The following is a 20627-nucleotide window of genomic DNA, read 5'->3' on the forward strand; positions in this document are numbered from 1 at the left end:
ATCCCGTCTTTGGTTATTGAGTGCTAACATGTTGATAACTAAGGATGGGAGGATTCATGGCGAAACTTAAGAAAAAGGAATACGAAAAAGAGTTAGAGAAGCTACAGATTGAGTTAGTTAAGCTCCAAGAATGGGTTAAGCATAAAGGGCTCAAAGTCGTGGTTCTGTTCGAAGGTCGTGATGCAGCAGGTAAAGGCGGAACCATCAAACGTATCACAGAAAAACTCAATCCTCGCGTCTGCCGTATCGCAGCCCTTCCCACGCCTACTGAAAAAGAAAAAACACAATGGTATTTCCAGCGCTACGTGGCGCATTTACCAGCTGCAGGAGAGATCGTTTTATTTGACCGCAGTTGGTACAACCGAGCCGGTGTTGAGAAAGTGATGGGCTTTTGCACTCCAGACCAATATGAAGAATTTCTCCGCTCTTGTCCGGAGTTCGAACGCATGTTACTTCGCTCAGGTATCATATTGATAAAGTATTGGTTTTCAGTTTCAGATGAAGAGCAAGAGAAACGCTTTTTGGAACGTATCAACACTCCGATAAAACACTGGAAGTTCAGTCCGATGGATTTGGAGTCGCGTAATCGCTGGGCAGAGTATTCCGAAGCCAAAGATAAAATGTTTGCTTACACTGATACCAAAAGTTGCCCTTGGTGGGTAGTCCCTTCTGATGATAAAAAGAAAGCTCGGTTGAATTGCATCAGCCATCTGCTCAGTCAAGTCGAGTATGAAGAGCTAGAACATCCAGAAATCGAACTGCCGAAACTGAATAAAAAAGGCTACGTCAGAGCACCAATTGATGAGCAAACCTTTGTTCCCGAAAAATACTAGAGATACACCATGGCAAAAGACCTGTTCCATACCCTTGACCTAAATCTGCTCAAAACCTTTATGATATTGATGCAAGAGCGAAACATGCGTAAAGCCTCACAGCGCTTGTTTGTCTCCCAGCCAGCCATCAGTCAAGCGCTACAAAAGCTACGTAATCACTTCGGTGACGAGCTGTTTGTAAAAGTAAAAACAGGTCTTGAACCGACACCGTTCGCCGAATCTCTCGCCAACGATATTACGTCGCACCTCGATGGTTTAGCGGCTGCAGTTAACCGCTCTCATCAATTTGATCCTGCTGAAGTGGACAACAAAATCCGAATTGCACTGGCACCAATCACAATGACTTGCTTGCCCGGTTTCCTCTTCGAACAAATGAGAGCGTTAGCCCCTAACGCTCAACTTGAATTAGTTGGTTGGTCGAACAGCACGGTTGATGAGATCTTGAAAGGTGAGACACTGATGGGAGTAAATTACGAGTTACTTCTAACCAATAAAGAGATCTACACGCCGAAGCTACTGGATTTGAAAGGGCGTATTTTTGTCCGTGAAGATCACCCAATCACCAAACCTCATGTTGAACCACATGATCTTGGCGGATACCCAATTGCTTCTTTGATCTCCCCAGGGTGGAACGACAAGTTCAGTTACGCGTCTGAGCTTCTCACCGAAATGGGCGTTGAACACAGCATTGGATTTCGCTCAGAAATGATCTCTGCAATACTTGATGTCGTTAAACACACTGACATGTATTTACCTCACTCCAATTTACTTCCGGTTGAGCAATTTCCGGGATTAAGAGCCGTTGACGTCACGATTGATGGTCAACCACAAATGAAATCCGTGCATTGTCACATGCATGTTCGAAACCGGAATAACCCACTAGTAAAATGGTTAACAGAGCTTATCCAACAAGGTCTAAAACTACAAGCTAATAAGTTCTGATTATCATCAAGATAACAACGGTCACTTGGTCATAAATAAAACTTCTCAATAAGATAGCCCTGCTTTTAAGGGAAATGACAAAAAGCGATTGCTTACAGTAAGGATGCTGTCACTCGTTTACTTATTGAGAGTTCAGACATGACTAAAAAACTTGTAAAGCTAACCGCTGCTTGCACCCTACTGGCTTCTTTCAGCTCAGTTTCCGCGGTTGTCCCAGATCGTCCAATCCCACAAGTTCCAACTAACCCAATTGAAGAGCTCCCCATTGCTCCACCGATTGAGCCTGCACCAGAGCATCCAACGCTTCCTGAGCCAGACAACGGTATTCCAGGTGTACCTGAGCGACCAAAACCACAACTTCCAACTAATCCAATTGAAGAGCAGCCTGTTCACCCAATTGAAGACTCTACCCCACCCAATCGACCTCAACCAGCTTCTCCAGAGCAACCTATTGAGCGCGATACCACCGATGATCGATTGATTCACTTGGAAGGGCTAGCGGCAGAATATGATTACCGCTTAAACCAGCAAGCAGAACAAATGGACGGAGTCCGAGCAAGCTTACACGCTGTCACTAATGCTCGACCTTATGCGACAAATGGTGAACTGGCTATCGGTGCTGGTGTTGGTTTCGCGGGAAGTAAAGAAGCAATAGCAATTGGCGGCGCTTACGGCTTAACGGACCAAGTTAGCCTTTCAGGTACATTCCACTATGAATCATCAGGCAAATATTCATCGTCTGACGTTGCTGGAGGTGTAGGTATCCAGTTTAACTTCAGATGATAAATTAATTTTGCATGTTGCCAAGGAGGGCGATTACAGGAGCAATAAATATGAAAAACACCCTTTTATTAGTGTTCACCTTAGTTTTGCTACCAGGTGTCACTTCAGCGAAGAGTCTACACATATCCCCTGAAATAAAAATGGGCCCATACTGGGGGGCCGGTATTTCAGGGGGAGGCTTGCAACTTGGGGGAACGGATGTCCTCGGATTGGATGCCCTCTATATGAGCTACTCTCACACATCCGCTGAGTTATTATGGGATAAAGACCGATTAAAGACCTACCGAATAGGAGGCCAATATCAACTTTTAGACCATCCGAATAAGCTTGGCTTTCAAATTGAAGCTGGCCTCGTAGCGTATGAAGGGCAACGGGACTATATCTGGTCCGATAAATCAAGAAGCGCCCATGGTTCAGGAGCAAGCATTTCAGGCGCGTGGGTTCTGTTTTTAAACGAACATGTTGGGCTTAGAATAGGAGGCGACTTCAACTATATTGATAAAAAGAAAACCTTACTAGGCAATAGTTGGAGCGCGACCTTTTCGACAGGCATTGTTATTCATCTTTAGATAAAACGTCATCAATACTTTGATCGCCAAGGTGGCGTACATCTTTCCCTTTCACGAAGTAGATAATGTACTCACAAATATTCTGGCAACGGTCACCTACACGTTCAATGGCACGAGCCGACCACATCACTTGCAGAATGTGAGGAATATTTTTTGGGTCTTCCATCATATAAGTCATCAACTGGCGAATCACTGCTTCATATTCCGCGTCTAACTTATCGTCAAGCTTATGTACTTCTGCGGCCGCTTCCACATCCATTCGAGCAAAAGCATCGAGTACTTGGTGCAGCATTTGGATCGCCTGACGACATAAAGGCTCTAACGAGACTTGGAATTGGCGCTCTTGCGATGATGGGCTTTCGATCGCTACGTAGGCAATGCGTGTCGCAACATCACCAATGCGTTCAAGATCTGTGATGGTCTTAATGATAGCCATGATCAAGCGTAAGTCTTTTGCCGTAGGCTGACGCTTAGCGATGATACGAGTACAAGCGTCGTCAATAGAGACTTCCATCGCGTTCACTTTATGATCATCACGCACAACTTTACGTGCCAGTTCGATGTCTTCCTTATGTAAGGCTTGAATAGCATACGACAGTTGCTGCTCTACTAAGCCACCCATGGTAAGTACATGGGTACGAATCGATTCTAGCTCTACGTTAAATTGTCCTGAGATATGACGTCCAAAGTGCATGGCTTTCTTTTTAATCCTTGAAAGGTCGCGGCTTAACCGTAACGACCGGTGATGTAATCTTCGGTTTGTTTCTTCATTGGAGAGGTGAAGATCGAATCCGCATCCGAGTATTCAATCAACTTACCCATATGAATAAACGCAGTATGGTCGCTTACGCGCGCCGCCTGCTGCATGTTATGGGTAACGATAACCACAGTATATTGAGTCTTGAGCTCATTGATAAGCTCTTCAATAGTTAAAGTTGATATTGGATCCAATGCTGATGTCGGCTCATCTAATAATAGTACTTCTGGCTCAATCGCGACGGCACGTGCAATAACCAAGCGCTGCTGTTGTCCGCCAGAAAGTCCAAATGCGTTCTCATGTAAACGGTCTTTAACTTCATCCCACAATGCCGCAGACCGCAACGAGCGCTCGACCGCATCATCCAAAGTTCGGCGAGTCTTAACGCCCTGCAGACGGAGGCCGTAAACCACATTCTCATAAATTGATTTAGGAAATGGATTAGGGCGTTGGAATACCATACCGACACGGCGACGCAATGTTGCCACGTCAACACTTGGGTTATAGACATTCTTACCGTGCAAACGAACTTTACCCGTCACCTTGCAGCCTTCCACTAAGTCGTTCATACGGTTAATGCAACGTAATAGTGTTGATTTACCACAGCCTGATGGGCCAATGAATGCCGTTACACGCCCTTTCGGAATGCGCATGGAAATATCGTGCAGCGCCTGAGCCTGACCATAGAAAAGATTAAGGTTCTCGATAGAGATAGCCGTTTGTTCATCCGTTAGATTATGAACATCCAACGGCGGCTCATAACCCAATGTATTATCAAAGTTAAACATGCTTAATCTTGTCCTAAAGTTCGGTATTTCTCACGCAGGTTATTACGAATACTGATTGCTGTTAAGTTTAGTCCCACAATCACGGTCACGAGTAAGAAGGAAGTCGCGTAAACCAGCGGACGCGCGGCTTCAATATTTGACGTCTGGAATCCGACATCGTAGATGTGGAAGCCTAGGTGCATGAACTTTCTGTCCAAATGCACGTAAGGGAATTGCCCATCCACTGGCAAGCTAGAAGCCAGCTTCACAACTCCCACTAGCATCAAGGGTGCAACCTCCCCCGCAGCACGAGCAATCGCTAGAATCAAACCAGTGATGATCGCAGGGGTTGCCATAGGCAACACCACACGCCACAGAGTTTCAAACTGCGTTGCGCCTAAGGCTAGCGAACCATGACGAACAGAGCTTGGAATACGGGTTAAACCTTCTTCCGTGGTGACAATCACCACCGGTAACGTCAATACAGCTAACGTCAATGCTGACCACAACAAGCCCGGCGTACCAAAGGTTGGAGCGGGTAATCTTTCAGCGTAAAACAGGTTATCGATCGAGGCACCAATGGTGTAAACAAAGAAGCCCAAACCAAATACACCGTAAACAATCGAAGGAACACCAGCAAGGTTAATAACCGCAATGCGAATGACTCGAGTAAGCGCATTGTTCTTAGCGTACTCATGCAAATAGATCGCTGCCACCACCCCCAATGGCATCACGATGATCGACATAATGATAACCAAGAAAACTGTACCGAAAATCGCTGGGAAAACACCACCTTCAGAATTCGATTCGCGTGGGTCCTCTGAGAGGAACTTCCAAACCTGTTTCCCCCAATGAGCCACCTTTTCAGGCAGTGACATTTGGTTGGGATACCAGTAGTCCAAAATGTCTTCTAACGGAATCGAAACTTGAGTCCCGGTCATGTCTTCGACAATGAGCGCATAATCGGAGAAGCCCAAACGCAATCCATCAAGCTGCATGTCTAGCTTGGCTAACTCTGCTTCAATTTCTGCTTTGCGTTGGCTGTTGTTTGCCAAAAACTCTTCGGTGATAGTGTCATTAAGCTCGTGCTTGCGCTTGTCTAAGCGAAGCTGTTCTAGCTTCCAACCCAAGTCTTTTACTTGATCATCCACCAGCATGTCGATTTCGTGATGCAAGGTTTCTGCATCATCAAGCTTCTGATCCAAAAGCGTTTGAATGTTGTTTTCGTAGCGCGTGTTACCATCTTGGAAAGCAACAAACTTACCGAAAAAGTAGCCACCACTGCTGCGCTCAATCACTGCCCATTCGCCCGGCGTCGTCGGCTCATCCAACTGCATTTTCAGTACCGAGATAAAGTCAGCTGGGTACAATTCGCGGTTGGCAATTTTGATGTTCAAACGTATCGCAAATTCTTCGTCATCCGCGAGTTTATTTGCCGCTTCTTTTGGTAGGTAACTTCTGGGTACGAAACTGCGCTCGTAAACCTGGCCAACCAGAATCGAGTTTTCATGCAGCACTTCGCCCTGCACTGGAGTCAGCGCAGCAACATTCCATTGATAAAGTGGCGCAGGCCAGAAGTAAGTAAGCCCCTTCCAGCCAATCAATAGCAATAAACCGAGGACAGAAAGCAAACTGATACTTACTGCTCCCCCGGTTAACCAAATCCAAGGTGCGCCAGAACGAATCCAATTTAACACGCTATTACTCGCTCTTCCGTTAACTGATTACAACGCACGATATTTATCTCTTAGTCTTTGACGAACCCATTCTGCCAAGGCGTTCACCGCAAAGGTGAAGACAAACAAAATTAATGCCGATAGGAACAACAATCGGTAATGAGAACTGCCCACTTCCGACTCTGGCAATTCAACCGCAATGGTCGCTGACAAGCTGCGCAAGCCTTCTAGCACGTTCCAATCCATTAATGGCGTATTACCCGTCGCCATTAATACAATCATGGTTTCACCCACAGCACGACCAAGTCCCATCATGATTGCCGAGAAGATACCCGGACTGGCTGTCAGCAGGACCACATAAATCAGGGTTTGCCATGGCGTCGCGCCGAGTGCTAGTGAACCATCCGATAAGTGCTTAGGTACAGAGAAAATCGCATCTTCGGCAATGGTGAAAATCGTTGGAATAACCGCAAAGCCCATCGCCAAGCCAACTACCAGCGCGTTACGTTGGTCAAAGCCAATACCGTGGTCAGTCAAGAACAAACGCATATCACCGCCAAAGAAGGCTTGCTCAAGCATTGGCGACACCCACACACCCAGCCCGATCAACAACAGAAGCAAAGGCATCAATACTAAGGCATGCCACCCGTTAGGAAGGCGGTTACGTATCGGCTGTGGGATCAGTGCCCATAGACCGCCCATCACCATAGTGCTTAGAGGCAGAATGAACAGCATCACCACAACGGTAATCAGATGGTCTTCCACAATCGGGGCGAACCAGAGCCCGGCAAGGAAACCAATAATAACCGTAGGCAAAGCTTCCATTAACTCGATTGATGGCTTCACCACTCGACGCATACGTGGCGACATAAAGTAAGCGGTATAAATTGCGCCAAGCACAGCCAGTGGTACTGAAAATAGCATCGCGAACATCGCCGCTTTGATGGTGCCAAACGCAATTGGCACTAAGCTGAATTTCGCTTCAAAGTCATCACTGGCAGAGGTAGATTGCCAAACGAATTCTGGCTCAGGGTAACCTTCATACCAAACCTTTTGCCACAAGGAGGACAGAGAGACTTCGGGGTACGGGTTATCAACGAACGCGACATTCAATTCGCCGTTTTGCCATGTAATCAGATAGCGCTCGTTATTCGACATCCCCGCCATCGCTGGCGCTTGTGTGTAGGCTCGCTTAAACAACACCAATTTCTCACTGGTGGTGTAATGGCTTTGCAACGTACCGTTGGTGTAAAAGCTGTAGAAACCTTTGCGGTGTGAATCGGGAAGTAAATACTTCAGCTCAGACGCCAACTTAAAATCACGAATGAGAGTCAAAGTACGTTTGTCGCCCTGCAACGTATCAAACCATTGCGATACACGACCATCGTTATGCGTAACGAGCAGAGAATACGCCCCAGCTAGCAAATCCATCGTTCTCACTGAATGCTTTGTATCACCTTGCGTTAGGTCGATCACTTCACGTACCGAGAACTTACTTTCATCTTTCACAAGTACGATTAACTCAGAGCCATTACGCAAGTACAAGTTTTGCCCATCAGGTGTTAACAGTATTTGGTCTGGCGAGTCAAAACCGGAAGAAAAGGTGTAATTAACCGTTATGGGTAGCGCATCTAGTACTTGGGGCTCTTGCCAACGAGCTTTAAGCACTCCGCTCTGAGTCTGCCATACTAGAGTTGGGAATTGTGGGGATGTACTAAAAACAAACTTTGTCACCGGGTCGCTGGCATCTGTCAGCTGCATGTTCATGCTTGAACTAAAAGGTATCACTTCCGGTGGACGAGTGTTTTCGCGCAGCGTCGCGTTAAACTCCGGCTTGAAAATATGTGCTTTACCTTGGCCATCGACTAAACCATACCACCCCAGTCCCGGTGCAGACTGAGAAAACGCCACTGGGTTGTTAGCTATCTGCTGAGTGTAAAGCGCGGGCTTGCTAGAATCATCAAGAGGTAGAAAACGAACTTCACCGGATTGGGTTAAAACCAAACCGATTTGAGAGTAATCATCAACGGAAATTGCGAGTGGCTTCCCGCTTTGGGTTGCACGAGCGGCATAATTGGTTTCGATCTCTGCATCAGAAAACAGAGGGATGATCACCATCGCGAGATAAACGAAGATCAACACAAGAGCAGCAAGGACGCCTACACCACCGGATGTCACTGCAATTCGGACTAAACGATCTTTAATCAATCGTTTCTTATCTTTCTCCTGCAATGAAAACTCGGCTTGTGCCATTGATCTCTCTACCCTTTTTTACTTAGTACTAGAATATGTCGTTAAGATGACAATTATATTACAGATCACATTAAACAACTGAAAAGAATACAACTCTTGTACAGATCTTATTATGAAATAAAACTGTAACGTAAACCTCATAATGTTCAGACTCATCATTTTGTATCTCACTGGTGAGTACGGATCTACTTTATTTTAGGCTAGGTAAGGTTATGAGCTCAGAAAAACTCTATATAGAAAAAGAACTTAGTTGGTTGTCTTTCAACGAGCGAGTACTACAAGAAGCCGCAGATAAAACCGTTCCTCTCATTGAGCGAATTCGATTTCTTGGAATCTTTTCCAATAACTTGGATGAGTTTTATAAAGTACGCTTTGCAGACGTAAAACGTCGGATCTTAATTAGCCAAGATCGAGGTGATAGTGATAACTCTAAGCACTTGTTAACTAAGATGCAAACCAAAGCTTTGAGGCTAAACGAGCAGTTTGATGAGCTATATAGTGAACTAATTAGGGAGATGGCTAGGCGCCGTATTTTCTTAGTAAACGAAAATCAGCTTGATGATACACAAAAGCGTTGGATCACCAAGTACTTCCGTAAAGAAGTGATGCCGCACATCACACCACTTTTGATCAAAGATGACATCGATGTTTTGCAATTTCTCAAAGACGAGTACGCATACATTACCGTTGACTTACGTAAAGGCGATCAATCTCAATACGCTTTAATTGAAATCCCAACCGATCACTTACCTCGTTTCGTCATGCTACCTGAAAAAAAGGGCAAGCGACGTAAAACGATCATCCTGCTCGACAACATAATTCGCTATTGTCTTGATGAGCTATTCAAAGGCTTTTTTGAATATGATGAACTCAACGGTTATGCGATGAAAATGACTCGGGATGCTGAGTATGACTTACGCTTTGAAATAGAATATAGCCTGCTTGAGCAAATGTCTGAAGGGGTAAATCAACGTCTCACAGCACTACCCGTACGCTTTGTTTATGAACGTGATATGCCACAGAAAATGCTGAACTTCTTATGTAATAAACTGGGAATCTCTAGCTATGACAACCTCATTCCTGGTGGCCGTTATCATAATTTCAAGGACTTCATTGATTTTCCAAACGTTGGCCGTGACTACTTAGAAAACAAGCCAATGCCACCAATGAAGTGTGCCGACTTTGAAGGTTACGCAAACAGCTTTGAAGCAATTAAAACGAAAGACATATTGCTGCACTACCCTTATCACACCTTCGATCATATTTCTGAATTAGTTCGCCAAGCCTCTTTCGACCCAAAAGTCCTCAGTATAAAAATCAATATCTATCGCGTCGCTAAAGACTCACGCTTAATGAACTCGTTGATCGATGCCGTACACAATGGCAAGGGCGTCACGGTTGTTGTGGAGTTACAAGCTCGTTTCGATGAAGAAGCTAACATCGAGTGGTCTAAGATACTGACCGAGGCAGGTGTGCACGTTGTCTTTGGTGCGCCAGGCCTTAAGATCCACTCCAAATTACTCTTAATAAGTCGTCGAGAAGAAGGCGAGATTATTCGTTATGCCCATATTGGCACGGGGAATTTTCATGAAAAGACAGCACGCATCTACACTGATTTTTCCTTACTCACTGCCGATCAGGAGATCACCGACGAGGTACGCAATGTGTTCGGATATATCGAAAACCCGTACCGCCCAGTTAAGTTTAGCCATTTGATTGTTTCTCCACGTAACTCTCGAACACAGCTATATCGTCTAATCGATGGTGAGATTGCGAATGCAAAAGCAGGAAAGAAAGCGATTTTGACCATCAAAGTCAATAACTTGGTTGACAAAAGCATCATCAACAAGCTCTATGGAGCCAGTAATGCGGGGGTAAAAATCAATATGATAATCCGCGGTATGTGTTCACTCGTGCCGGGTATTGAAGGGGTGAGTGAAAACATTCGTATTATCAGTATTGTTGACCGTTTCTTAGAGCACCCTCGCGTGATCATCACCCACAATAGTGGTGATCCACAAGTTTATATCTCGTCAGCTGACTGGATGACTCGCAATATCGACCACCGCATTGAGGTTGCTGTACCAATCCGCGATCCTCGTTTGAAACAAAGAATTATTGATATCACTAACATTCACTTTACCGATACGGTAAAGGCTCGGTTAATCGATAAAGAGATGAGCAATAGCTATGTACCACGAGGTAATCGTAAAAAAGTTCGCTCACAAGTTGCTATCTACGACTATCTTAAACATATAGAAAAGCAAATAAGAAAACAAAAATCAGATGCCTCAAATACTTGAACAAGATGTACGCCATATTGCCGCAATTGACCTCGGGTCGAACAGCTTCCATATGGTAGTGGCGAAAGTTGTGGGAAGTGATCTGCAATTAGTCAGCCGTCATAAACAACGCGTCCGCTTAGCTGCCGGACTCGATTCAGAGTTAAATCTCAGCCATGCCGCGATGGAGCGAGGCCTTGAGTGCCTCACAATGTTCGCCGAACGCTTACAAGGCTTTGAAGCTTCAAACGTAAGAATTGCAGCTACCCACACCTTAAGGCGCGCTAATAATGCTCACCTCTTTATTAAACGAGCTAAAGAGGTGCTGCCTTTTCCAATTGAGATCATCCCGGGCGAAGAAGAAGCTCGTCTTATCTATCTTGGCGTCGCGCACACACAAGCAGAATCTAACTCCAAGTTGGTCGTCGACATCGGCGGCGGAAGTACCGAGATGATCATCGGTCAAGAATTCGAACCTGAACTTCTCAACAGTAAGCAAATGGGTTGCGTGAGCTTTACCGAGCAGTTCTTCAATAATAGCAAACTGTCGAGTAAGAACTTCAGCAAAGCGATTCTCGCCGCAGAACAACGCATGGAATCCATTGCCTCAAAATACCGTAAGAAAGGCTGGGATATTGCTCTTGGATCTTCCGGTACTATCAAAGCAATACGCGAAGTCTTGGTTGGTTTAGGTTATGAAGATGGGCTTGTCACCAATAAGCGTTTAGGCAAGCTTATCGACACGCTATGCGAGTTTGATTCCATTGATGATATCGAGCTTGTTGGTCTTAGTGACGAGCGTAAGCCAGTCTTTGCCGCAGGTGTAGCCATTTTATCTGCCATCTTCCAATCACTAAAAATCAACCAGATGTTCTTCTCGGATGGTGCGTTACGTGAGGGCTTGCTCTACGAGATGGAAGAGCGCTTCGCTCGGTCTGATATTCGTATGCGCACCACAGAGAACCTAGCTAAACAACATCGCGTTGATATTGAACACGCGGCACGCGTAAAAGGTCATGCAAGGGAGATGTTGAGCAATGTTCGTGCTGAACTTAGTATCAAGAAAAAGAGTGAGTTGTTTGATTTACTGGAATGGGCGGCTTTACTGCATGAAGTTGGCTTGAGCATCAGTCTGCGCGGCTTCCATCGTCACTCATTCTACATTCTGCTGCACTCCAACTTACCGGGCTTTAACCGCGAGCAGCAATTGGTATTGGCGACCTTAGCTCGCTTCCAACGTAAATCCCTTAAGCTGAGTGAGCTCCCAGAGTTCAATCTCTACAAAGAGAGTGACATCATCAACTTAATTAAGATTCTGCGTCTAGCTATTGTGGTCAACGGTCAGCGCAACGACGATCCACTGCCAGAGCTGACGCTGTCGATACAAGAAAATAAGTGGGTACTTACCTGCACTGAAGAAGATTGGCTGGAGAATAACAAACTGCTCGATGCCGATTTGCAGGAAGAACAGCAACGCTGGGAAAGCGCAGGATGGGTATTGAGCTTCTAACTGCAAATTCAATGAAACAAAAAAGGTCGGCTTACAAACCGACCTTTTTTAGTTCCTTTGCAGCAAAACCGGCAGTAATCGGAACATAACCGTCTTTCGCGACCAGTGCTTGCCCTTGGGCAGAGAACATAAAACGAATGAACTCAGATTCAATTGGGCTTAACGGATAATCAGGATGTTTATTCACGTATACATAGAGATAACGCGATAGTGGGTACTTACCTGAGATAATATTTTCACGGACTGGGCTAACGTAATCTGTGCCTGTTTTCGCAATAGGAACTAAACGAACCCCAGCGACTCGATAACCCACACCGGAGTAACCAACACCACTAATCGTTGATGCCACAGACTGCACCACTGATGCTGATCCCGGCTGTTCATTCACACGAGTTTTGAAATCACCGCCACACAAGGCGTTACTTTTAAAGTAACCGTAGGTACCCGATACCGAGTTACGCCCAAACAACTGCAAGTTACGTTTTGCCCATTCAGCTTTGATGCCTAACTCACGCCAGTTAGTGATGAACTCACTTTCACCGCAGCGCAATGTTGCGGAAAACATCGCGTCCAGCTGATGGAAGTTAAGCCCTTTGATTGGATTATCTTGGTGCACAAAAATACCAATAGCATCAATCGCAACACGAAGAGCTGTTGGCTTGTAACCATGCACCCGCTCAAATGCTTCAATCTCTCGCATACGCATTGAGCGACTCATTGGCCCGAATTGCGCAGTTTGCTCTGTTAACGCCGGTGGCGCAGTAGATGAGCCAGAAGCTTGTACCTGAGCATTAATATTCGGGTAGATAGATTTAAACTCTTCCACCCAAAGCGTGGTCATACCCGCTAACGTATCTGAGCCGACAGACAATAAGTTACCGGCTATGCCAGTTGTCTTTTGATAATTCGGCAGCGGTTCATCTTGTGCAAAGGCCACGCTGGAGAGTACCAGTGTGGCTAGAGTAACTTTCTTGATTACTTTGGATACGACGCTCATTACTTCACCACCAAACGACTTGGCAGAACGAAAGAGAACTTACTGCCAACGCCAACTTCACTGTGGATTTCGAGATGAGAATCATGGTGGCTCAACGCGTGCTTCACGATGGCTAAACCTAGACCGCTGCCTCCCGTATCTCGTGAACGAGCTTTATCCACGCGATAGAAACGTTCGGTCAATCGATGCAAGTGTTGTGGCTCAATACCATCACCGCTGTCTTCTACTTCTAGGCAAGCGCCTTGGGCAGTTTGATACCAACGAACGTTAATATGTGCCCCCGGAGGTGTGTATTTAACCGCGTTATACACCAAGTTAGAAATCGCACTACGCAGTTGGTCATCATCACCGAGCACACGCAGAGTAGAATCAACATCGAACTTCAACTGATGCTGATCATCGCCACTTAAGCTTACGGCCTCCTTCTCTAGCACTTCTAACATGCTAGGTACATTGACCACATCTTCCAGTTCATGCATTGGTGCCGCTTCAATCTTAGAAAGCGTCAGAAGCTGATTAACCAAGCTGTTCATGCGATTGAGCTGCTCTGTCATCACACCATGAGCTTTGGTCCACATTGGTCCAACAATCATGTCTGGCTCTTCCGTCATCTCAAGATAGCCTTGCAGTACCGTCATCGGTGTACGAAGTTCATGAGATACGTTAGCGAAGAAGTTACGACGCATACCTTCAAGCTGTTTAAGTTGGCTTACATCACGCACCACCATCAGGTGTTCTCCTTCGGTGTAAGGCACGATACGCAGCTCTAACATACGTTCGACGTTCAATGGCGAACGCATTTCTAGCGGCTCAGAGAAGTCTTGCTTGTTGATGTACTTAATAAAATCTGGGGTACGAATTAGGTTAGAAATAGGTTGTCCAGAATCTTCCGGCCAGTGGAACCCCAAAAGGTGCTGTGCAAGCTTGTTACACCACACGATATTGCCTTCAGCACGAAAGACCACCACCGCATCCGGCAGTGATTCAGCACCATTGCGGAAACGGCGAATTAAGTTGGTGAGCTCTTTGCGTTTGCGACGCTGACGTTGCTGCAAGCGGTACAAACCGTTAAACAACGATTCCCAGTTGCCACTGCCAGATGGTGGTGTCAGACGTTTTTCATCCCACAACCAAGCCGACAAACGCACCTGATTATGTAAATGCCATACAAGCTGCAAAGCCGTGGCAGCCAAAAGCAACCACGGCATATAACCGAATATCCAACCTATGATCACCCACGGGGTGTAAAAAAAAGCCAGCTCCCAGGCCAGCTTTTTCCAAGTCAATCTTTCAACCACTCATTACTCCAGAAATGGTATTGATAAGCTGCTAGCGATGTTATGCCTTCGTCGAGAAACGGTATCCTGCGCCACGAACAGTTTGGATGAGTTTGTCGTGACCTGCGGCCTCAAGCGCTTTACGCAAACGACGAATATGTACATCAACGGTACGGTCTTCTACATACACGTTGGTGCCCCAAACATTGTTTAGTAGTTGTTCACGACTGTAAACACGCTCTTGGTGCGTCATGAAGAAGTGCAACATTTTGAACTCTGTTGGTCCCATATCAACCGCTTCATCATTTGCGGTCACACGGTGAGAAACAGGATCCAACTTCAGACCTTGTACATCAATCACATCTTCGAGCGCAGTCGGTGTTACGCGGCGAATAACGGCTTTAAGGCGAGCAACCAACTCTTTTGGTGAGAAAGGTTTGGTGATGTAGTCATCCGCGCCAACTTCTAAGCCGCGCACTTTGTCTTCTTCTTCACCACGAGCTGTCAGCATCACAACGGGAATGTTGCGAGTTAACTCTTCGCGCTTCATGTGTTTGATGAAGTTAATACCACTGCCACCTGGTAGCATCCAGTCTAGTAGCACTAAATCCGGGAAGGGTTCAGCCAGTTTGGTTACCGCAGAGTCGTAATCTTCTGCTTCTACTGCTTGATAACCTTTCTGTTCAAGCACGAAGCATAGCATTTCACGAATCGGAGCTTCGTCTTCAACAACCAGAATCCTTCTAGACATAATTGAATAACCTTATGTTAGTTGAGCTAATGAATTTAAAGGACAAAGCGCCCCTCTATGCATAAGCATTATTACTACCAATTATGACACTTTTGTGACCTTTGAAAACAAATTTTCATATAACTTTCTTTTGAGATTCATCATGATCTTTTTCAATTCAATTAGGACAACGCCGGGAAAATTCCCTATGATTAGTCCCTTGTCATCAAGCCTAGGGAAGATTTATGTGGTTTAAAAACTGTCTGGTATACCGCGTTAACCGCGAGGTTAACTTCAACGCCGATCAACTGGAAACTCAACTAGCCGAGTTCCGATTCACCCCTTGTGGAAGCCAAGATAAGCAAAAGTTTGGCTGGGTTAGCGCGATGGGTAGAAATGGCGACATGATGACGCACGTTTCTGAAAACCGCATTCTGATTTGCGCTAAGAAAGAAGAAAAAATGCTGCCTGCTTCAGTGATCAAAGACTCACTAAATGCAAAAGTAGAAGCAATGGAAGCACAGGAAGGTCGTCCTCTTAAAAAGAAAGAGAAAGACAACCTGAAAGATGACATCGTAATGGACCTCCTGCCACGTGCGTTCAGCCGTAGCAGCCACACTTACGTGCTGATTATGCCAAAAGAAGGCTTCATCCTTGTTGATGCAAGCAGCTACAAAAAAGCAGAAGACGTATTGGCACTACTACGTAAGACAATGGGTAGCCTGCCTGTTGTACCAGCAATCCCAGAAGTTGCGATCGAAACGACTCTGACTGAATGGGTGAAAACCGGTGATACGCCACAAGGCATTTCTATGATGGACGAAGCTGAGCTTAAGTCTGTGCTAGAAGAAGGCGGCGTGATTCGTTGTAAGAAGCAAGAGCTTACAACCGATGAAATCCGCAACCACATCGCTGCAGACAAAGTGGTGACTAAGCTAGCACTGAACTGGCAAGATCGTATCGAATTCATCATGGCAGAAGATTCTGGCATCAAACGTCTGAAGTTCTCTGATGAGCTAAAAGACCAAAACGATGACATCCCACGTGAAGATCAAGCCGCTCGCTTCGACGCAGACTTTTCTCTAATGTGTGGCGAGTTCAGCGCTTTCCTACCAAATCTATACGAAGCATTGGGCGGTCTGCCAAACCCTAACGCTTAATTTCGTACAAAGATTAACCATAACGCCCTCATTTTTTTTGAGGGCGTTTGTTTATCTAAACCATAATTCTCCTAGTCACAGGTCACATTTTGACGTAAAATTTGCGCCCCATTTCCATCAGGTGGAATTGGCCTGACTTGTGATCAGATACTAAGAGAATTGAGCAATGACAACAGAGAAAGCATTCGTACCAGAGCTACTGTCTCCAGCAGGTAGCCTTAAAAACATGCGTTACGCATTCGCCTACGGCGCAGATGCAGTATACGCTGGCCAACCTCGCTACAGCCTTCGCGTACGTAACAACGAGTTCAACCACGAAAACCTACAAATCGGTATCAACGAAGCGCATGCCCTAGGCAAAAAGCTTTACGTGGTATGTAACATCCAACCGCACAACTCTAAGCTTAAGACTTTCATCCGCGACCTTAAGCCAGTGGTAGAAATGGGCCCAGACGCACTTATCATGTCTGATCCAGGTCTTATCATGATGGTTCGCGAAGCGTTCCCAGAAATGCCAATCCACCTGTCTGTACAGGCGAACGCAGTAAACTGGGCAACCGTGAAATTCTGGGCTGCTAACGGTGTTGAGCGTGTGATCGTTTCTCGTGAGCTTTCTCTAGAAGAAATCGAAGAAATTCGCGAGCACTGTCCTGAAACTGAACTAGAAGTTTTCGTTCACGGTGCTCTATGCATGGCCTACTCTGGTCGCTGCCTACTGTCTGGTTACATCAACAAACGTGACCCTAACCAAGGTACTTGCACTAACGCATGTCGTTGGGAATATAAAGTCGAAGAAGGCAAAGAAAACGACGCAGGTCAAATTGTTGAAGCATTCGATCCAAACGAAGCTCAAGCAATCGAAGTCGCTGACGAACGCCCTGAAACGACTATCGGTCGCGGCAAACCAACTGACGAAGTGGTATTACTTTCTGAAAGTCACCGTCCAGAAGAAAAAATGGCGGCATTTGAAGATGAGCATGGTACTTACATCATGAACTCGAAAGACCTACGCGCTATCCAGCACGTAGAACGTCTAACTAAGATGGGTGTTCACTCATTGAAGATCGAAGGCCGTACCAAGTCTTTCTACTACTGTGCTCGTACCGCTCAAGTTTACCGTAAGGCGATTGATGACGCTGTTGCAGGCAAACCATTTGATGAGAGCCTAATGGGTACGCTAGAAAGCCTAGCTCACCGCGGTTACACAGAAGGCTTCCTACGTCGTCACACTCACGACAGCTACCAAAACTACGATTACGGTTACTCTGTATCTGATGCTCAGCAATTCGTTGGTGAATTCACTGGCAAACGTCGTGGTGACATGGCGGAAGTTGAAGTTAAGAACAAATTCATCGTCGGTGACAGCCTTGAGCTGATGACGCCAAAAGGCAACGTAATCTTCACGTTAGAAGCGATGGAAAACCGTAAGTCTGAATCAATTGAAGACGCAAAAGGTAATGGCCACTTTGTATTTATCCCAGTACCAGAAGATATGGATCTGGAATACGGTCTGTTGATGCGTAACTTAAATGCAGGTCAGGACACCCGTAACCCGACTGGTAAGTAATCATGGCACTACTTATTACCGATAAGTGCATCAACTGTGACATGTGTGACCCAGAATGCCCTAACGGTGCTATTACTATGGGTGACAGCATTTTCGAGATTGACCCTACTCTTTGTACAGAGTGCAAAGGTCACTACGAAAAGCCAACATGTCAGTCAGTGTGTCCTATTACAAAATGCATTATTACCGACCCTAATCATGTTGAAACTGAAGAGCAACTGCTTGAGAAGTTCGTGATTATTCAAGGGTTAGCGTAATCAAAAGGGGTTCAACTTTGCAGTCAAAGTTGAACCTTTTTTTAACCCGACTTCTCGATAGGGTAAATATTGCAAAACATCTCTTTCTCAAAGTTATACTCCAAGCGAGAACGCCAGTCTGAAGTATTTGAAACAGGCACTAAATAAAAATTCTCCCTGCTAGTGTCAGTAACGAATGCCATTCCATACTGCATTAATTCATAATGAACATCACTAACAAACCCAGGGTCCAAACGCTGCCTACCAGTAAGATGATTGATATCATCTCTCGAAATAGAAACACCCGTATCTTCACCGCTAAATCTGTGTCTCAGCCATCCCGCAAATTCTTTTGCACAAATCATCGTCATGGTCTTGTCCTTGATTTACTCTTCGACGGGCAACAAGCCACTCAGCCCACCTATTAATATTGTCTGCGAAGCCACTTCCATAACCAACTGACAGACTCGAAGCTAAGCAATCAGAGAGTCGTGCGAATTAGTTCTATTCAAAAACAAAGAAAATGGAATTTACCACCATAAACCACTGTTTCTTAAAAACATTCATACAATACCATCTAGATAACTTAGGTTGTTTTTTATACTAATATTATTCACTGTAGACAAAAGTGTGATGATTCTCCAGTTTCATAACCGAGATACGGCAGTACCTTACCCACTCATTTCATCGTAATAAGTGGTGCACACTCGGCAGGAGTGAGCTTTCTATTTTTCTTAGCTGGGGAAGGCGTATTTTTTTTATTTGTCGCTTTTGGAGATGGAGATTTAGGCTTCCAACTTGCGAGTTCCGCACCACAGCCATCCCCCATAGGAGGCGGAGCTTGATTCACACAGTTCAGACTGGAAGCAGGACAAGTTAACCGAACATGGAAATGGTAATGATGTCCCCACCAAGGACGAACTTTGCGTAACCACGCTCGCTCACGACTCGCTTCTTGCTTACACAACTGCTCTTTAATCACTGGATGAACAAAGATTCTAGCGACACGCTCACTTTGAGCAGCACTACGAATAATTTCAAAGTGTCGCTCCTCCCAGCGGTGTTCTAGGATCTGGTATTTTTTTAGATCCACAACACTCATTGGCTTCGGCAATTGTAGCTCGTTATAAGATAGTGGCTCATCAGCTAAACGAAGCCATATATCAATGTCTAACCCAGTTTGATGACTAGAATGACCAGAAGAAAAACGTCCACCACGCGCCAAAGACAAATCACCAATGAGCAATGTTGTATTAAGGTCTTGGTTTGCTTTTCTGGCGAGGTCTTCGATAAAACGAATAGCATGTGGATGCCCATAGTAACGCTTCGTTTTACTGCGCAAAACCTGATAGCCAGCACCATCCAAAGGGAGAGGCAAAGCGCCGTCTAAACAACCATTAGCATAACTACCAATAGCAGAAGAAGAATTATTTGTGGGACCAGGAACCTGCTCCCATGGAGTAGCATAAATAAAAGCTGAGAATAATAAACTTAAACAAAAAGAAAGACTCAGCTTCATCGCAATTATTCCTTAATAGTGCTCACCATTATCATAGTAGCCTTTAGGAGAGAGGGCCGAGAAAATTACCGCGACATCGATATCTTCGCCTGCTATACCTCGAACTTGTTGAGTGATCGCTTTAGCAACCTTGTCCTGTGTTTCCTGACCACGGTCGAACCACAGCACCTCAACAAAAGGATAGGCAGTGCTTACTTCACCTTCACTGAAAAAAGTACTGTAAATGTATTCAAACGTGAAGTCCTCGCGAGGGCAATCCATTAATGGTTGTAACTCATCAGTAAGAGGTTTTGATAGTGCTTGAACCGCTTGAGGCTCTACCGCTCTAAATCGAAGATGTGGCATAAACTTGCTTCCTAATTATTAGAATTAAGCGCCGATAATAGCAGGAACTCGAATTCTTATCACCTTAGCGGTAAGAGTATAGGTGTTATTGGAAATATGAAGTTTGAGGCTAAGGCAAAGCTTACAGATGCAAAAAAGACCCAGCATTATTGCTGAAGCCTCAGAAGATGGCAGGGGTGGATTGGATCGGCACTCTGGATATTCAATAGGATTTGCTACCAATAGGACTTGCTACTAAGCTAATGCTCTTTTCTTCAAACGTATAAAAGCCTCAGCATTTCTGCTGAGGCTTTAGAAGATGGCAGGGGTGGAGAGATTCGAACTCCCAACACGCGGATTTGGAATCCGCTGCTCTGCCAATTGGAGCTACACCCCTGTGGTTCGTGTTTAATGAGACGACTCTCGAATAAGTGGCGGAGCGGAC

19 protein-coding genes and 1 tRNA gene are annotated in these 20627 nt (G+C 45.4%); 9 read left to right on the plus strand and 11 right to left on the minus strand.

The annotated features are described in order from the left end of the window. Positions 1-56 precede the first annotated feature (56 nt). From ppk2 to KIV41_RS06710, 4 genes are all read left to right on the plus strand, one after another. On the plus strand, positions 57-833 hold the full coding sequence (gene ppk2 / locus KIV41_RS06695; protein ID WP_010446121.1) for a polyphosphate kinase 2: 777 nt from the start codon (positions 57-59) through the stop codon (positions 831-833). A 9-nt stretch (positions 834-842) separates the two neighbouring features. Then, positions 843-1775 carry a LysR family transcriptional regulator gene (locus tag KIV41_RS06700; RefSeq protein WP_285335938.1) on the plus strand — a complete coding sequence of 311 codons (933 nt, stop codon included), beginning with the start codon at positions 843-845 and terminating at the stop codon, positions 1773-1775. 138 nt (positions 1776-1913) lie between these two features. Further along, positions 1914-2558: a YadA C-terminal domain-containing protein gene (locus KIV41_RS06705; RefSeq protein WP_010446117.1), complete on the plus strand. Its 645-nt coding sequence runs from the start codon at positions 1914-1916 to the stop codon at positions 2556-2558. 50 nt (positions 2559-2608) lie between these two features. Beyond that, positions 2609-3127, plus strand: a complete 519-nt coding sequence (locus tag KIV41_RS06710) for a hypothetical protein (RefSeq protein ID WP_285335939.1) — start codon at positions 2609-2611, stop codon at positions 3125-3127. Here the strand turns inward: KIV41_RS06710 and phoU are convergent. The 4 genes from phoU to KIV41_RS06730 are packed head-to-tail and all read right to left on the minus strand — an operon-like array spanning position 3114 to position 8580. After that, a complete protein-coding gene (phoU, locus tag KIV41_RS06715; RefSeq protein ID WP_285335940.1) occupies positions 3114-3821 on the minus strand; it encodes a phosphate signaling complex protein PhoU in 708 nt (235 codons plus the stop codon). The two genes, KIV41_RS06710 and phoU, sit on opposite strands and share 14 nt — an antisense overlap. 32 nt (positions 3822-3853) lie before the next feature. Then, on the minus strand, positions 3854-4672 hold the full coding sequence (gene pstB / locus KIV41_RS06720; protein ID WP_010446113.1) for a phosphate ABC transporter ATP-binding protein PstB: 819 nt from the start codon (positions 4670-4672) through the stop codon (positions 3854-3856). A gap of 2 nt (positions 4673-4674) precedes the next feature. Further along, a complete protein-coding gene (gene pstA, locus KIV41_RS06725; RefSeq protein WP_285335941.1) occupies positions 4675-6348 on the minus strand; it encodes a phosphate ABC transporter permease PstA in 1674 nt (557 codons plus the stop codon). A gap of 27 nt (positions 6349-6375) precedes the next feature. Then, positions 6376-8580: an ABC transporter permease subunit gene (locus KIV41_RS06730; protein ID WP_285335942.1), complete on the minus strand. Its 2205-nt coding sequence runs from the start codon at positions 8578-8580 to the stop codon at positions 6376-6378. Between the two features lie 212 nt (positions 8581-8792). Between KIV41_RS06730 and ppk1 the strand changes: the two genes are divergently transcribed. Together ppk1 and ppx are read left to right on the plus strand one after the other, a co-directional pair. Further along, positions 8793-10883 carry a polyphosphate kinase 1 gene (gene ppk1, locus KIV41_RS06735; RefSeq protein WP_285335943.1) on the plus strand — a complete coding sequence of 697 codons (2091 nt, stop codon included), beginning with the start codon at positions 8793-8795 and terminating at the stop codon, positions 10881-10883. Continuing rightward, positions 10867-12372, plus strand: coding sequence for an exopolyphosphatase (gene ppx / locus KIV41_RS06740; RefSeq protein WP_285335944.1), 1506 nt, complete (start codon positions 10867-10869; stop codon positions 12370-12372). The genes ppk1 and ppx overlap by 17 nt, the downstream gene beginning before the upstream one ends. A gap of 31 nt (positions 12373-12403) precedes the next feature. On the opposite strand, the gene KIV41_RS06745 is transcribed toward ppx, so the two are convergent. From KIV41_RS06745 to phoB, 3 genes are read right to left on the minus strand one after another with little or no spacing between them, the layout of a single operon-like run. Continuing rightward, positions 12404-13369 (minus strand): PstS family phosphate ABC transporter substrate-binding protein, encoded by a 966-nt coding sequence (locus KIV41_RS06745; protein ID WP_285335945.1) that lies wholly within the window; start codon positions 13367-13369, stop codon positions 12404-12406. Beyond that, positions 13369-14667, minus strand: coding sequence for a phosphate regulon sensor histidine kinase PhoR (phoR, locus tag KIV41_RS06750; RefSeq protein ID WP_252041620.1), 1299 nt, complete (start codon positions 14665-14667; stop codon positions 13369-13371). The genes KIV41_RS06745 and phoR overlap by 1 nt, the downstream gene beginning before the upstream one ends. Before the next feature lie 40 nt (positions 14668-14707). Then, on the minus strand, positions 14708-15397 hold the full coding sequence (gene phoB, locus KIV41_RS06755; protein WP_005424836.1) for a phosphate regulon transcriptional regulator PhoB: 690 nt from the start codon (positions 15395-15397) through the stop codon (positions 14708-14710). 224 nt (positions 15398-15621) lie between these two features. Here phoB and rdgC point away from each other — a divergent pair, with 224 nt between their 5' ends. The 3 genes from rdgC (at position 15622) to KIV41_RS06770 (ending at position 18360) form a co-directional block, all read left to right on the plus strand. Then, entirely contained in the window at positions 15622-16536 is a 915-nt protein-coding gene (gene rdgC / locus KIV41_RS06760; protein ID WP_005424813.1) for a recombination-associated protein RdgC, read from the plus strand. Between the two features lie 166 nt (positions 16537-16702). Next, positions 16703-18103, plus strand: coding sequence for a tRNA 5-hydroxyuridine modification protein YegQ (gene yegQ / locus KIV41_RS06765; RefSeq protein WP_071236532.1), 1401 nt, complete (start codon positions 16703-16705; stop codon positions 18101-18103). Positions 18104-18105: 2 nt separating this feature from the next. Continuing rightward, positions 18106-18360 (plus strand): YfhL family 4Fe-4S dicluster ferredoxin, encoded by a 255-nt coding sequence (locus KIV41_RS06770; protein WP_038896025.1) that lies wholly within the window; start codon positions 18106-18108, stop codon positions 18358-18360. Positions 18361-18401: 41 nt separating this feature from the next. Here KIV41_RS06770 and KIV41_RS06775 read toward each other — a convergent pair whose 3' ends face one another. From KIV41_RS06775 to KIV41_RS06790, 4 genes are all read right to left on the minus strand, one after another. Further along, positions 18402-18710 carry a hypothetical protein gene (locus KIV41_RS06775; protein WP_010446088.1) on the minus strand — a complete coding sequence of 103 codons (309 nt, stop codon included), beginning with the start codon at positions 18708-18710 and terminating at the stop codon, positions 18402-18404. 308 nt (positions 18711-19018) lie between these two features. Continuing rightward, a complete protein-coding gene (gene mepA, locus KIV41_RS06780; RefSeq protein WP_088881299.1) occupies positions 19019-19858 on the minus strand; it encodes a penicillin-insensitive murein endopeptidase in 840 nt (279 codons plus the stop codon). Between the two features lie 12 nt (positions 19859-19870). Next, positions 19871-20203 carry a DUF1904 domain-containing protein gene (locus tag KIV41_RS06785; protein WP_038885648.1) on the minus strand — a complete coding sequence of 111 codons (333 nt, stop codon included), beginning with the start codon at positions 20201-20203 and terminating at the stop codon, positions 19871-19873. A 299-nt stretch (positions 20204-20502) separates the two neighbouring features. Next, a tRNA-Trp gene (locus KIV41_RS06790) sits at positions 20503-20579 on the minus strand. Positions 20580-20627: the final 48 nt, after the last annotated feature.

Origin of the sequence: Vibrio sp. D401a (genome assembly GCF_030248515.1) — a bacterium.
GTDB classification, from domain to species: domain Bacteria; phylum Pseudomonadota; class Gammaproteobacteria; order Enterobacterales; family Vibrionaceae; genus Vibrio; species Vibrio rotiferianus.